Source organism: Burkholderia sp. BCC0405, from assembly GCF_902833075.1.
Classification (GTDB): domain Bacteria; phylum Pseudomonadota; class Gammaproteobacteria; order Burkholderiales; family Burkholderiaceae; genus Burkholderia.
Window position 1 is genome coordinate 437,176 of the sequence record NZ_CADFEO010000001.1, and the last position, 13,773, is coordinate 450,948.

Below are 13,773 nucleotides of genomic sequence, written 5' to 3' on the forward strand. Positions count from 1 at the left end.
ATGATATGCATATCATATATCGGAGGCTGTCATGAGCCGGATTCTGGTTGATCTGCCGGATGGCCAGCTCGACGAGCTGGCCGCCATCGTCGAGACTGAACATCGTCCCCGCGCCGCCATCATTCGCGACGCGATCAGTGCCTACATTGCCCTGCACAAGCGCCCGCTCGCCGACGACGTATTCGGTCTCTGGAAAGATCGCAAGGTCGACGGGCTCGCGTATCAGGAGGAAATGCGCTCGGAATGGTAAAAGCGCTCTTCGACACCAACATCCTGATCGACTATCTGGGCGGCATGGAATCCGCCCGCGCGGAACTGGGCCGCTACGACTATCGTGCGATCAGCACGATCTCGTGGATGGAAGTCCTGGTCGGCGCGTCCGCACGCGACGAAGCCCCGATCCGCGCATGGCTCTCGTCATTCGAGGTCATTGCGCTCGACAGCACGGTGGCGAATCGCGCCGTGATCATTCGCAAGGAACGCCGCATACGCCTGCCCGACGCGATCGTCTGGGCGTCGGCGCAAGTGAACGGGCTGCTGCTCGTGTCGCGCAACACGAAAGACTTTCCCGCCACGGAACCCGGCGTTCGCGTGCCCTATCAGGTCTGAGCCGATGTGCGCGGCGGCGATGCAAATGCGCCGTGCGACGCATTTGCCCCAAACCTCTCCTGAAAGAAGTGTCGCGTGTGCCTCGCCAGAAGATCGGCCCGCTCGCCGAACACGGCGTAACCGAATCGCTCGTCACGCCACTTCGCATCGGGATTGAAAAGGCATCGATCCTCGCGACCGCGCCCCCTCTCCCCTCACGCTTGCATCGAACGAGCGCCCGCGCGCGCACTTTCTCGAGCGCCCTCCGCGCACCCCACGCAAACGAGGGCCGGAAGCAGATAGAAATTCCCGATGCCCCGGATTGAAACAAGCAATTTCACAAAGCCAGGGTGAACCCGGATACTGGCAACACTCCACTCACCACTGAAGCAAAGGAATTCTCCAGATGCCGATCATCAACACCCAAATCAAGCCGTTCAAGGCAACCGCTTACCACAATGGCGATTTCGTGCCCGTCTCGGAAGAGAACTTCAAGGGCAAGTGGTCCGTCGTCGTGTTCTACCCGGCCGACTTCACGTTCGTCTGCCCGACCGAGCTGGGCGACCTCGCCGACCGTTACGCGGAATTCCAGAAGCTGGGTGTCGAAATCTACGGCGTGTCGACCGACACGCACTTCACGCACAAGGCATGGCACGACACGTCGGACACGATCGGCAAGATCAAGTACCCGATGATCGGCGACCCGACGCTCACGCTGTCGCGCAACTTCGACGTGCTGATCGAGGAAGAAGGGATGGCGCTGCGCGGCACGTTCGTGATCAACCCGGAAGGCGAGATCAAGCTGTGCGAAATCCACGACAACGGCATCGGCCGCGACGCAGGCGAACTGCTGCGCAAGGTGCAGGCGGCGCAATACATCGCGGCGCACCCGGGTGAAGTCTGCCCGGCCAAGTGGACGCCGGGTGCGCAAACGCTGACCCCGTCGCTCGACCTGATCGGCAAGATCTGACGATCGCTCCGCGCGCCTCGCACGAGGCGCGCGAGACACCCGATCCCGGGCCGCCGCGGCATGCGGCCCGCGCCCTCCTCCGGCACGACGTGCCCGACCAGAATCATCAATACGGAATCCGAAACGCCATGCTCGACGCCAATCTCAAGAACCAACTCAAAGCGTACCTCGAAAAGATCACGCGCCCGATCGAACTCGTCGCCTCGCTCGACGACAGCGCGAAATCGCAGGAACTGCTGGCGCTGCTGAACGAGATTGCTTCGCTGACGGATCGCGTGACCGTGACCGAACGCCGCGACGACGCCGAGCGCAAGCCGTCGTTCTCGATCGGCGAGCCCGGCAAGCCGGCCGGCATCCGCTTCGCCGGCATCCCGATGGGCCATGAATTCACGTCGCTCGTGCTCGCGCTGCTGCAGACGGGCGGCCATCCGATCAAGCTCGACGACGACGTGATCGAACAGATTCGCGCGCTCGACGGCGACTACGCGTTCGAGACGTACTTCTCGCTGTCGTGCCAGAACTGCCCGGAAGTCGTGCAGGCGCTGAACGTGATGTCGCTGATCAACCCGCGCATCCGTCACGTCGCGATCGACGGCGCACTGTTCCAGGATGAAGTCGAGTCGCGCCAGATCATGGCCGTGCCGACGATGTTCCTGAACGGCGCATCGTTCGGCCAGGGCCGCAGCAGCGTGAAGGAAATCCTCGCGAAACTCGATACGGGCGCGAGCGCACGTGCCGCGAAGTCGCTCGAGAACAAGCCGGTGTTCGATACGCTGATCGTCGGCGGCGGCCCGGCAGGCGCGGCGGCGGCGATCTACTCGGCGCGCAAGGGCATTGCGACGGGCGTCGTCGCCGAGCGTTTCGGCGGCCAGGTGCTCGACACGATGGCCATCGAGAACTTCGTGTCGGTGCAGGAAACCGAAGGGCCGAAATTCGCGACCGCGCTCGAGCAGCACGTGAAGCAGTACGACGTCGACATCATGGACGTGCAGCGCGCCGACGCGCTGATTCCGGGCGATGTGCACCAGATCCGCCTCGCGAACGGCGCGGTGCTGAAGGCGAAGACGATCGTCCTCGCAACCGGCGCGCGCTGGCGCGAAATCAACGTGCCGGGCGAGCGCGAATACCGCAATCGCGGCGTCGCGTACTGCCCGCACTGCGACGGCCCGCTGTTCAAGGGCAAGCGCGTCGCGGTGGTCGGCGGCGGCAACTCGGGTGTCGAGGCCGCGATCGACCTCGCCGGCATCGTGAAGGCCGTCACGCTGATCGAATACGGCGCGCAACTGCGTGCGGACGAAGTGCTGCAGCGCAAGCTGCGCAGCCTGCCGAACGTGACGATCGTCACGCAGGCGCAAACGATCGAGTTGACCGGCGACGGCAGCAGGCTGAACGGGCTCGTCTACAAGGATCTGCGCTCAGGTGAAACGCAGCGCATCGATCTCGAAGGCGTGTTCGTGCAGATCGGCCTCGTGCCGAACACCGAATGGCTGAAAGGCACGGTCGAACTGTCGAAGCACGGCGAGATCGTCGTCGATGCGCGCGGCGCGACGTCGGTGCCCGGCGTGTTCGCGGCCGGCGACGTCACGACGGTGCCGTTCAAGCAGATCGTGATCGCCGTGGGCGAAGGCGCGAAGGCATCGCTCGGCGCGTTCGATCACCTGATCCGGCAGGACGTTGCACCGGTTGCCGCCGCGCAGCCGCAGGCCGAGGAAGCGGTCGCCGCGTAATGCGCGTCAGCCCGTCGGCGCAACAATTTGTCTCTCTTGGCCCCGCATGCTTTGGTCGGCGTGCGGGGCCCTTTTTATGCGGAAGACATCGGCGCTTACTGGGGCGCGGTCGGGCCGTCGTTCGCCGGCACGGGCGCAGGCGCCTGCGGCTTGAAACTACTCGACTGCCTGACCAGTTGCTCGGTCATCGCGGCGGCCACCGGATTCGCGCCGGACGACGCCCTTCCCTGCCGATATGAACCGGTGCCCGCCGACATCGACGGCATCGATGACGTCGACGACATCGACGGCGGCGGCAGCGACGGATCGAGCTTCGCCGATTCCCTGACGAGGGCGGCCGTCTCCGGCGTTTCGGATTGCGTTGCGGAGGGTGCCGCGGCCGCGTGGCGTTCGAGGCCGTCACGCTTGCGCGGCGCGCGTTGCGTGACCTGCGCGGGTGCGGGCGGCGGGGTCGAATCCTGTGCATCGACGGTCACGACGTTGACCTTCGGCGGCGGCGCGCTCGGCTGCGCTTTCTCGCTGACGACGGGAACGGGAGCCGGTGCGGCGCTGACACGCGCGGGTGCTGCCGGGACGGGTGCGGGTGGAGGCGGCGGAACGGCTGCCTGCTTCGATGCCGTATCGGCCTGGGCTGCCGGGGCTGGCGGCGCGATGGCGCCCTGCACCGCGTGATCGTTGTTCGCGGGTGCCGCGGCAACCGGCGCGGCCGAATCGCCGATGCCGGCCTCTTCGATCGCGCGGTGATCCGCACGCAGGAGCATCACGTAGGCAGTGCCGGCTGCGGCGACCAGGAGCCCACCGGCGATCATCAAGGTTTTGCGGGTACTCGTCATGCTTGCTCACCGCTCATATCGACGTGAACAAGCCATCATACGCGGCGATCGGCCGTCGATCCCGCGCGAATACATTTGGTTGCATTGTGCCGGAACAGGTCGGCGCGGCGTTCGTCAGACGTATCGCCGCCCTGCTCCGGCACCTTCGACGCGCCGCCGTTACTCAGGAAACGGCAATTCAGTCTGCCCTTCCGCGCGCATGCCGAACGTGTTCAGCGTCATCGCGACGAGCGCGTAATAGCCGAGCAACGCAACGAGATTCACGACGGTTTCGTGGCCGAAGCGCGCTTGCGCCCGGGCAAACGTCGCGTCGCTCACGCGCCGCGTGTCGTACAGTTCGCTCGCGAATGCATGGATCAGCGCATCGTCGTCCGACTCGAATGAAGGTTCGATGCCGCGCCGGATCGCCTCTGCAGTCGCGGCCGGCACGCCAGCGTCGAGCGCGATCGGATGGTGGATGTGCCACTCGGCCTGCGAGCGCCAGCGCGCGGCCGTCACGAGAATCGCGAGTTCCGATAGGCGCAGTGGCAGGCCCGTACGGTAGCGGCAGAACGCGCCGAGCTTCTGCGCATGCTGCGCCAGCTCGGGGCTTGCGATCCAGCCGAGAAACGGCCCGTTCAGGTTGCCGCGCGGGCCGCTGAGAATGTCGGCCAGTACGGCCTTCTGCTCATCGGTGGCCGACGCGGAATCGAACGGAGGCAATCTGTTGGTCATGGCGATGTCCGAACAAGGTTCGATGAATGCGTTCACGCCCCGGCCGCAGCAAGCGCCGCACCGATCGCGCCCGACAGCCGCTCGACGATCGTATCGATCTGCTGCGCGGTGCAGATGAACGGCGGCGCGACCAGGATGTGATCGCCGTGAACGCCATCGATCGTGCCGCCCATCGGATACACCATCAACCCGCGCTGCATCGCTTCGCGCTTGACCGCCGCATGCAGCTTCAGCGCGGGATCGAACGTCGCCTTGCTGCCGCGATCGCGCACGAGCTCGACGCCGACGAACAGCCCGCGGCCGCGCACGTCGCCGATATGCGGATGCGCGCCGTAATGCTCGCGCAGCGATGCGCGCAGCTGCTCGCCGCGCGCCTTCACGTTGTCGAGCAGCTTCTCTTCGGCGATCACGCGCTGTACTTCGAGCGCCGCCGCACATGCGGTCGCATGGCCGAGGTACGTGTGGCCGTGCTGGAAGAAACCCGAACCGTCGACGATCGTCCGGTAGATCCGGTCGCTGACAAGCGTCGCGCCGATCGGCTGGTAGCCCGCGCCGAGCCCTTTCGCGATCGTCAGCAGGTCGGGCGCGACGCCGTCTTCGTCGCACGCGTACAGGTAGCCCGTGCGGCCCATCCCCGACATGATCTCGTCGAGGATCAGCAGCACGCCGTACTTGTCGCACACCGCGCGAATCTTCTTCAGGTACGTGCGCACCGGCGGCACCGCGCCGGCCGTTGCGCCCACCACCGTCTCCGCGACGAACGCAGCGACGTTGTCCGCGCCGAGCTCGACGATCTTCTGCTCGAGCTCGTCCGCCAGGCGCTGCGCATACGCTTCGTCGGTTTCGCCCGCCTGCTGGTCGCGATACGCATAGCACGGGCTCACGTGGTGCGCCTCGATCAGCAGCGGCAGGAACGGCTCGCGCCGCCATGCGTTGCCGCCGATCGCGAGCGCGCCGAGCGTGTTGCCGTGATAGCTCTGGCGCCGCGCGATGAAATGGCGGCGCTGCGGCTCGCCCTTCTCGACGAAATACTGGCGCGCGAGCTTCAGCGCGGCCTCGACCGCCTCGGAGCCGCCCGACACGAAATACACGTGTTCGAGGCCGGCCGGCGCGGCGTCGACGAGCCGGTCGGCCAGCTCCTCCGCCACGTCGGTCGTGAAGAACGACGTATGCGCGTACGCCAGTTGCTGCGCCTGCCGCTTGATCGCGTCGATCACGCGCTGGTTGCTGTGGCCGAGACACGAAACGGCCGCGCCGCCGCAGGCGTCGATATAGCGTTTGCCGGTCGAGTCGATGATCTCGATGCCGTCGCCTGCGACGGCAACGGGCAAGGTGGCGCGCGGAGCGCGATGGAAAACGGTCGTCATGCGTTGCCTCATGGATCAGGACGCGTCGTGCGCGCGCCCGGACGGCACGATGCGCGTCGCGAAACGCGGCGTGCCGTGTTGGTGAATGGTGAAATCGATCGATGCCGCGCCGATCGCGAACACGGCCGTGGCCAGCGTGTTCTCGTCGTCGGGGTCGGCCGGATCGTCGCGGTAGATCGGCAACCCTTCCGGCGCGCGATCGCCTAGCACGCGCCGCAGCGCGGCTTCGTCGATCGCGTCGATGGCGGGCGTCAGCGCATCGACGCGGCGCTGGCGGTCGGCCGACGATTGCGTGATGACCTGCGCCTCCGCGTCGCAGCCCGGATGCACGAGATGGTTCGCATGCCCCGCGAGCCGCGCGACGTCGATCACCGAACAGCGCGCAACGCTCGCCTCGATGCTCAGCAAGCGTTCATCGCCGATCGCACCGATCGTGTGATGAAAGCCGCTTGCGCGCGCATGACCGCGCAGCACGTCGGCCGCCGCGTCGAGCGACGTCGCATCGAGCACCGCGCGCGCGAGGATCATGCGCGGCACGCCCGCTGCCGGCGTGCGGATCCGCAGGTTGTTGATCGCCTGCGCAATGCCCGCCCGGTTCGCCGCAAAGGTATGGCCCGGCAGCGAGCCGGGGTAGTAGAAGCTGACGAAGCCCGGCTTGCCCGCCGGCTGCACGTCGACGAGCAGGCAGCGCTCGCGCAGGAACGGATCGCCGTCCTCGTTGTGCGCGATCCAGCGCGTGCCGTCAGCGCCGCGCGCGGCAAGCGTCGTGCAGCCGTCCGGCGCGTTGTGGATCAGCTCGCCGCGGCAATTCCAGAGGAAGATGTCCTCGGCCGGCCAGCCGATGCCTGCCGCGATCCCGTCCAGTTCCGCGACGAGATCGGGGTACGCGGCCAGCGCGGCCTGCCGCAGCGCAGCGACGAACGGATGGCCGCGCCAGCGCCGCACGGCCTGCCACGCGCTGCTCTGCTGCATGTATGCATCGAACACGGGGCGGGCGAGCTCGCCGAGGCGCACGCCGATGTCGAACGGCGCGCCGGCGATGACGGGAGAAAGGGAAAGCGGCATGTCGGATGTTTCGATATCGTTCAGGACACGTGTTTCAGGAATTCCTTCAGGCGCGGCGTCGGCGGCCGGTCGATCAGGTCGACCGGATGGCCGTCCTCGGCAATCCCGCCCTGATCCATGAACAGCAGGCGCGTGCCGACCCGTTTCGCAAAGCCGATCTCGTGCGTGACGACGATCATCGTCATCCCTTCGGTAGCCAGATCCTGCATCACTTTCAGCACTTCGTGGCGCAATTCCGGATCGAGCGCCGACGTCGGCTCGTCGAACAGCATCAGCCGCGGCCGGATCGCGAGCGCGCGCGCAATCGCGACACGCTGCTGCTGGCCGCCCGACAGCTCCGACGGATAATGATTCGCGCGCGATTCGAGGCCGACCTTGTCGAGCAGCGCCATCGCCTGGTCGCGCGCGTCGGCACGCGATGCGCCGCGTACCTGGATCGGCCCGAACATCACGTTCTCGAGCGCGGTCATCTGCGGAAACAGGTTGAACTGCTGGAACACCATGCCGGCCTCGAGCCGGATGTTGCGAATCGTCGTCGCGTTGCCGCGCACGCTTTGGCCGTCGACGAGCAACTCGCCGCCGGTGATTTTCTCGAGCGCGTTGATACAACGCAGCATCGTCGACTTGCCCGAGCCGGACGGGCCGATCACGACGACCACCTCGCCCGCGTCGATCTTCAGGTCGATGTGCTTCAGCACCGGCACGTGGCCGAAGCTCTTCGACACGTTCTGGAATTCGATCATGCTCATAGGATGCGCATCCTCTTCTCGACGAGCCGCAGCGTCAGCGTCATGGCGCCGGTCAGCAGCAGATAGATGACGGCCACCGCCGTCCAGATCTCGACCGCCTGGAAATTGCCCGCGATGATTTCCTGCCCCTTGCGCGTCAGTTCGCCGACGCCGATCACGATGAACAGCGACGTGTCCTTCAGGCTCACGATGCACTGGTTGCCGAGCGGCGGGATCAGCCGCCGGAACGCCAGCGGCCCGACCACCTTCAGCAGCACGCGCGGCATCGACAAGCCCATCGCGAGCCCCGCTTCCGTCAGCCCCTTCGGGATCGACAGCAGCGCGCCGCGCACCACTTCCGCGAGATACGCGCCGGAATTCACCGTGATCGCGATGATCGCGGCCGTCAGGCCGTCGATGCGGATATGCGCGAGCAACGGCAGCGCGAAATACAGGAACATCACCTGCACGACGATCGGCGTGCCGCGGATCAATTCAATATAAACCTGTGCGAGCACGTTCATCGCCTTCGGTCCGTATGCGCGGAACATGCCCGCGATCATCCCGACGACGAAGCCGCCCACCAGCCCGAAAAATGCGATGAACACCGTCAACCGGACCCCGTCCATCAGGTCCGGCAACGCCGCCCAGATCGCCGACCAATCGAAATTCACTTGTCGCTCCCCGTTCGATTCAAGACCGGCGCGGCCGCACGGCCGCGCGCTGTTGCGGCGTCACGCTCACATCTTCGGCGGCTCGGCGCCGAACCACTTCTTGTAGATCTGCGCGTAGCGGCCGTCGGCCCGGATCTTCATGAGCGACGCGTTGACCTTCGGCACGAGCGGGCTGCCCTTCGGGAAGCCGATCCCGTACTTGTCGCCGCTGACCGGCTGGCCCGCGACCTTCACCTTGCCCTTGCCTTCGTTGTTCACGAAGAACAGCACGTTCGGCGTGTCGTGCATCGCCGCGTCGACGCGGCCGGCTTCGAGCGCGAGGTACGCCTGGTCGATGTTCGGGAACTGGCGGATCTCCTTCGGTTTCAGGTGCGCCTTGATCCAGTCGATCGTCGCCGTGCCGGTTTTCGCGGCGATCACCTTGCCGTTCAGGTCGTCGATCGACTTGATCGTCGTGTTGCCGGTCTGGACCATCGCCGCGAGACCGCTGTCGTAGTACGGCGCGGAGAAGTCGATCGCCTTCTTGCGCTCTTCCTTGATCGTCATCCCCGACAGCGCGACGTCGATGTTCTGCGTCTGCAGCGCCGGGATCAGGCCCGCGAAATCCATCGGCTGGATCGAGTATTTCCAGCCCTGGTCCTTCGCGATCTCCGCCCACAGGTCGAGATCGAAGCCGACGTACTTGTCGCCCTGCTTGAACTCGAACGGCATGAACGACGTGTCGGTGCCGACGACGAGCGTCCTGGTATCCGCGTGTGCGAGGCTTGCGCCGAGCGGGGCAACGACCGCGACGGCTTTCAGGAAGGAACGGCGACTCATGGTTTCTCTCCGCATGATTGAGCGATGTGACCGGCCGGGCGGCCGGCGGAACGACGACATCAAGCCGCACCGCAACATGCGGTGTCGAATTAGACCTTAGTGCAACATGTGTTGTCAACGGCGATACTACGACAACAAAAAAGTCCGCAACGGATAAATGCATCGAGACAAACCCGCGGCGTGCGGGGCGGATAAATCGGGGGAAAGGGATTGCGGCCCGGGGGCGAAGCGGCCGGGCTGGGCCGAATCATGCCGCTCGGGCCGATGGCGATGTCTGACGAGCCGTTGGCGGTGACTGGCCCGGACGGGCAGGTTTGCCGCGCCGGGCATCACGCGCGAGAGGAGAATGGCGGCGCAACCGCGCGACGCCGATTGCCGCCGCCTGCGCGCTTGTCGGCCTGCTTGTTGGCCTGCTTGTTGGCCTGCTTGTCGGCCCGTCTGTCAGCCCGTCTGTCAGCCCGTCTGTCAGCCCGTCTGTCAGCCCGTCTGTCGGCCCGTCTATCAGCGCGGATCGTCAGCGTTTCGACGCGCGGCGTCGTGCCGGGCGGCCGCCCGCGCGATGCCGGCAATCGCCGGTGCGGCTCAGCGAATGTTGCGGAATGCGCGCGGCCCAGCCGGCCGCGCGCCGATACAGCGCCGATGCAGCGTCGTTTACGCCGCTACCCCGCTCGCCTGATGCGACACGAGCCGCGCATACGCGCCCTGCCGCGCGATCAGGTCGGCATGCCGTCCGGCTTCGATCACGCTGCCGTGCTCCATCACGAGGATCAGGTCGGCATTGCGCACGGTCGACAGCCGGTGCGCGATGATGATCGACGTGCGCTGCGTCATCAGGTCTTCCAGCGCCGCACGGATCTGCTGCTCGCTGATCGTGTCCAGATGGGACGTCGCTTCGTCGAGGACCAGCACCGGCGCATCCTTCAGGAACGCGCGCGCAATCGCGACACGCTGGCGCTGGCCGCCCGACAGTTGCACACCGCGCTCGCCGACGCGCGTCGCGAGCCCGTCCGGCAGCCTCGCGACGAATTCGCCGAGCGCCGCATGGTCGATCGCGCGCCGCACGTCCGCGTCGGACGCGTCGTTCGCGGCGAGCCGGATGTTCGCTTCGAGCGTGTCGTTGAACAGGTAGGTATCCTGCGCAACCAGCGCGATGTGCTGCCGCAGGTCGTCGAGCCGCAAGTCGCGCAGGTCGACGCCGCCGAGCGTCACGCGGCCCTGCTGCGGATCCCAGAAGCGCAGCAGCAGGCTCGCGACCGTCGACTTGCCGGCGCCCGACGCGCCGACCAGCGCGATCGTGCTGCCGGGCGGCACCTCGAAGCTCACGCGGTCGATCGCGGGCACGCTGCGGCCCGGGTACGTGAAGGACGCGGCCTCGAAGCGCACCGCCGGATCGGCAGGCATCGCATGCGTGCCGTCCGTCACCGGCACCGGCTCCTTTTCCAGCGCGCGCAAGCGGCGCGTCGACGCGATCGTGTCGGCAAGCTGGCGCGCGACCTGGCCGATTTCGGCCACCGGCATGAAGGCGGCCACCGCCACCAGCACCAGCAGCGGCAACGACTCGCGCGGAAACCAGCCGCGTGCGCACAGCAGCGCGCCGAGCGCCGCGACGACCAGCCCGCCGAGCCCGCTCGCGATCTCCAGCGCGGCGCTTTGCGCCGACAGGTCGTCGAGCAGCTTCGCGCGTTGCTTGCGGTACGCATCGACTTCGGCCACGAACGCTGCGCGCCGGCGCGCGACGGCCTGGAACGCGGTCAGCTCCGCGAGCCCCTGGATCGTTTCGGTCAGGTGCGCGCCGAGCTGGCCAAGCGCTTCGCGTGCGCCGGTGCCGAGCCGGTCGACATCGCGCCGCGCCAGCACCGGCGCGAGCCCGGCCCACGACAGGAACGGCAGCAGCACGAGCGCGAGCGGCCAGGCCACCGACGCGAGCAGCACCAGCACGGCGGCCGGCACGAGCACCGCGACGAATGCGGGCGCCAGCGTGTGCGCATAGAAATACTCGACGGTCTCGACGTCCTGCGTCGCGAGCGACACGAGATCGCCGGAACGGCGGCGCAGCAGCCCGGCCGGCGCGAGGCGTTCGAGCGTCCCGAACAGCGCGATGCGCATTTCCGCGAGCAGCCGGTACGCCATGTCGTGCGCGAGCCACGATTCGAGCCAGTGCAGCACGGCCGCCACCGGCGCGATCACGAGCAGCGCGGTGACGAGCGCCGGGCTCACGTGGCCGCCCGGCACCGCGCCGACCACCCGCGCGCCGATCACGCCGACGCCGATGAACGCGAGCACGCGGCCGATCCCGAACAACACCGTCAGCACGACCTTGCCCGGCCACGGCCGCACGAAGCGCAGCAGCGTCCGCAGGGTTTCCGGCCAGCCGATCTCCGCCGCATCGTCGTTCAGCGGCCGCACCTGCGGCCCCGACGACGCGTGCGCGGTCGCGCCGGCCGTCGTCGCCACGCCGACCGATTCGGCGGCCGCTTCCAGTTGCGGCCCCATCAGCCGGCGATACGGGCCGTCACGCGCGATCAGCGCCGCGTGCGTGCCCTCGTCGACCACCTGCCCCTGGTCGAGCACCAGGATGCGGTCGGCGCCGATCACGCTGGACAGCCGGTGCGCGAGCACGAGCGTGGTCCGCCCGCGCGTGAGCCGGTCGAGCGCCTGCTGGATCAGCGCTTCGTTCTCCGCGTCGACCGACGACAGCGCCTCGTCGAGCAGCAGGATCGGCGCATCGCGCAGCAGCGCGCGGGCAATCGCGAGGCGCTGGCGCTGGCCGCCCGACAGCATGAGCCCGCGTTCGCCGATGCGCGTCGCGTAGCCGTCGGGCAGCGCCGAGATGAAATCGTGCGCGTTGGCGGCGCGCGCCGCGGCGATCATGTCCGCGTCGCTCGCATCGGGGCGGCCGAGCCGCAGGTTGTCGGCGACGCTGCCGTCGAACAGCGTCGCATCCTGCGCGACGACCGCGATCATCTCGCGCACCTGGCCGGCATCGAGCGTGCGCACGTCGTGACCGCCGATGCGGATCGCGCCGCCCTGCGCATCGTGCTGGCGCAGCAACAGGCGCACGATGGTCGACTTGCCCGCGCCGCTCGGCCCGACGATCGCCACCGTCTCGCCCTCGCGCACCGAGAAGCTCAGCGCCGCATGCGCGCCGGCGCGGCGCCCCGGATACGCGAAGCTGACGGCGTCGAACCCGATCTCCGGCCGCAGGCCCGGCACGCGCGGCGCATCGGCGGCCGGCGCATGGCTGCCGGCGTCGAGCAGCGCGTGGATCGCATTCGCCGCCGACTGGCCGATCATCCCCTGGTGCAGCACGGAACGCAGGTCGCGCAGCGGCCGGAAGATTTCGCTGCCGGCCATCAGCACGATCAGCAGCGCCTCGAGGCTCATGTCGCCGTGCCGCACGCGCCACGCGCCGACCGCGATGGCAGCGGCCGCCCCGAGGCCGGTGCCGAGATCGGTAAAGAGCCGCGTCAGCAGGCCGAGTGCGAGCACCCAGAACGTGCTGCCGGACAGCGCGCGCGCCTTCGCGGCCAGCTTCGCGCCGTATGCCGTACCTTGCCCGAACGCCTTCAGCGTCGGCAGGCCTTGCACCGCGTCGAGAAACTCCTCGCCGAAAGCCTTGAACGCGGCCGAACGCGCGAGCGCCGCACGCTTGTCGGCGCGATGCACGAGCTGCGGCAGCGCGAGCGTGACGAGCGCCGCGACCAGCAGGATCGCGGCCGTCGGCACGTCCCACCACGCGAGCACCGCGAAGATCATCACCGGCGCGCAGGCGGCGATCACGAGCTGCGGCAGGTAGGTGCCGAAAAAGGTCTGCAGCTGCTCGACGCCGTCGACGACGGCCAGCATCACGCCGCCCGTGCGTTCACCGCTGAACCATGCGGGGCCGAGCGCCGCGATCCGGTCGAACAGCCGCGCGCGCAGCGTGGCCTGCACGCGCCCGGCCGTGTGCTGCGCGAGCACCGTGCGGCGATGGTCGAGCCATGCACGCAGCAGCACGCAGGCCGCTGTCGCAACGACGGCTTCGCCGATGCTGCGCGCCGGCGCGCCGGAAAACACCAGCGCCAGCACGCGGCCGAGAAAGACGAAGCGCAGGATCCCGACACCCATCGCGAGCAGGCCGAGCGCGACGGCCGCGGCGACCCGCCAGCGCAGTCCCGCCATCATTGCCCATAGTCGCCGGTCGAAATACATGAAGCCCTCCAGTCGTGTCCGATGACGTTTTTTCTTGACCGGATCGAGGCTACCCGCGCGGCCCACGCGCGGCAAAAGATGATTTTTCAACGGGTGT

12 protein-coding genes are annotated in these 13,773 nt (G+C 67.7%); 4 read left to right on the plus strand and 8 right to left on the minus strand.

Translation table 11 applies throughout. The features are described 5' to 3' along the window. Nucleotides 1-31 precede the first annotated feature (31 nt). The 4 genes from HWX36_RS01915 (at nucleotide 32) to ahpF (ending at nucleotide 3,285) form a co-directional block, all read left to right on the plus strand. Nucleotides 32-250, plus strand: coding sequence for a ribbon-helix-helix protein, CopG family (locus HWX36_RS01915; protein ID WP_175950590.1), 219 nt, complete (start codon nucleotides 32-34; stop codon nucleotides 248-250). Next, complete coding sequence (locus HWX36_RS01920) at nucleotides 244-609, plus strand: type II toxin-antitoxin system VapC family toxin (protein WP_175950591.1); 366 nt, start codon at nucleotides 244-246, stop codon at nucleotides 607-609. Before HWX36_RS01915 ends, HWX36_RS01920 begins: the two co-directional genes overlap by 7 nt. Before the next feature lie 385 nt (nucleotides 610-994). Beyond that, nucleotides 995-1,558, plus strand: a complete 564-nt coding sequence (gene ahpC, locus HWX36_RS01925; protein WP_175950592.1) for an alkyl hydroperoxide reductase subunit C — start codon at nucleotides 995-997, stop codon at nucleotides 1,556-1,558. 128 nt (nucleotides 1,559-1,686) lie between these two features. Next, nucleotides 1,687-3,285 (plus strand): alkyl hydroperoxide reductase subunit F, encoded by a 1,599-nt coding sequence (gene ahpF, locus HWX36_RS01930; RefSeq protein WP_175950593.1) that lies wholly within the window; start codon nucleotides 1,687-1,689, stop codon nucleotides 3,283-3,285. A gap of 95 nt (nucleotides 3,286-3,380) precedes the next feature. Here ahpF and HWX36_RS01935 read toward each other — a convergent pair whose 3' ends face one another. The 8 genes from HWX36_RS01935 to HWX36_RS01970 all read right to left on the minus strand — a co-directional run bounded on the left by HWX36_RS01935 (nucleotide 3,381) and on the right by HWX36_RS01970 (nucleotide 13,676). After that, nucleotides 3,381-4,118: an extensin gene (locus HWX36_RS01935; RefSeq protein ID WP_175950594.1), complete on the minus strand. Its 738-nt coding sequence runs from the start codon at nucleotides 4,116-4,118 to the stop codon at nucleotides 3,381-3,383. Between the two features lie 159 nt (nucleotides 4,119-4,277). Then, nucleotides 4,278-4,832 carry a carboxymuconolactone decarboxylase family protein gene (locus tag HWX36_RS01940; protein WP_175950595.1) on the minus strand — a complete coding sequence of 185 codons (555 nt, stop codon included), beginning with the start codon at nucleotides 4,830-4,832 and terminating at the stop codon, nucleotides 4,278-4,280. A 32-nt stretch (nucleotides 4,833-4,864) separates the two neighbouring features. Beyond that, on the minus strand, nucleotides 4,865-6,199 hold the full coding sequence (locus HWX36_RS01945; RefSeq protein ID WP_175950596.1) for an aspartate aminotransferase family protein: 1,335 nt from the start codon (nucleotides 6,197-6,199) through the stop codon (nucleotides 4,865-4,867). Nucleotides 6,200-6,214: 15 nt separating this feature from the next. After that, the gene (locus HWX36_RS01950) at nucleotides 6,215-7,264 is read right to left on the minus strand and encodes a C45 family peptidase (protein WP_175950597.1); all 1,050 of its coding nucleotides are present in this window, start codon (nucleotides 7,262-7,264) and stop codon (nucleotides 6,215-6,217) included. A gap of 20 nt (nucleotides 7,265-7,284) precedes the next feature. Continuing rightward, nucleotides 7,285-8,013 (minus strand): glutamine ABC transporter ATP-binding protein GlnQ, encoded by a 729-nt coding sequence (glnQ, locus tag HWX36_RS01955; RefSeq protein ID WP_059237091.1) that lies wholly within the window; start codon nucleotides 8,011-8,013, stop codon nucleotides 7,285-7,287. After that, a complete protein-coding gene (gene glnP, locus HWX36_RS01960; RefSeq protein WP_059607785.1) occupies nucleotides 8,010-8,666 on the minus strand; it encodes a glutamine ABC transporter permease GlnP in 657 nt (218 codons plus the stop codon). Before glnP ends, glnQ begins: the two co-directional genes overlap by 4 nt. Nucleotides 8,667-8,732: 66 nt before the next feature. Continuing rightward, the gene (glnH, locus tag HWX36_RS01965) at nucleotides 8,733-9,485 is read right to left on the minus strand and encodes a glutamine ABC transporter substrate-binding protein GlnH (protein WP_175950598.1); all 753 of its coding nucleotides are present in this window, start codon (nucleotides 9,483-9,485) and stop codon (nucleotides 8,733-8,735) included. 651 nt (nucleotides 9,486-10,136) lie between these two features. Next, nucleotides 10,137-13,676: an ABC transporter ATP-binding protein gene (locus HWX36_RS01970; RefSeq protein ID WP_175950599.1), complete on the minus strand. Its 3,540-nt coding sequence runs from the start codon at nucleotides 13,674-13,676 to the stop codon at nucleotides 10,137-10,139. Nucleotides 13,677-13,773: the final 97 nt, after the last annotated feature.

Coding starts and splice junctions, on each gene's coding strand:
- HWX36_RS01935 (WP_175950594.1), bottom strand. CDS start 4,118: ATGACGAGTACCCGCAAAACCTTGATGATCGCCGGTGGGCTCCTGGTC.
- HWX36_RS01945 (WP_175950596.1), bottom strand. CDS start 6,199: ATGACGACCGTTTTCCATCGCGCTCCGCGCGCCACCTTGCCCGTTGCC.
- glnQ (WP_059237091.1), bottom strand. CDS start 8,013: ATGAGCATGATCGAATTCCAGAACGTGTCGAAGAGCTTCGGCCACGTG.
- ahpF (WP_175950593.1), top strand. CDS start 1,687: ATGCTCGACGCCAATCTCAAGAACCAACTCAAAGCGTACCTCGAAAAG.
- HWX36_RS01920 (WP_175950591.1), top strand. CDS start 244: ATGGTAAAAGCGCTCTTCGACACCAACATCCTGATCGACTATCTGGGC.
- HWX36_RS01915 (WP_175950590.1), top strand. CDS start 32: ATGAGCCGGATTCTGGTTGATCTGCCGGATGGCCAGCTCGACGAGCTG.
- glnH (WP_175950598.1), bottom strand. CDS start 9,485: ATGAGTCGCCGTTCCTTCCTGAAAGCCGTCGCGGTCGTTGCCCCGCTC.
- HWX36_RS01950 (WP_175950597.1), bottom strand. CDS start 7,264: ATGCCGCTTTCCCTTTCTCCCGTCATCGCCGGCGCGCCGTTCGACATC.
- HWX36_RS01940 (WP_175950595.1), bottom strand. CDS start 4,832: ATGACCAACAGATTGCCTCCGTTCGATTCCGCGTCGGCCACCGATGAG.
- HWX36_RS01970 (WP_175950599.1), bottom strand. CDS start 13,676: ATGTATTTCGACCGGCGACTATGGGCAATGATGGCGGGACTGCGCTGG.
- ahpC (WP_175950592.1), top strand. CDS start 995: ATGCCGATCATCAACACCCAAATCAAGCCGTTCAAGGCAACCGCTTAC.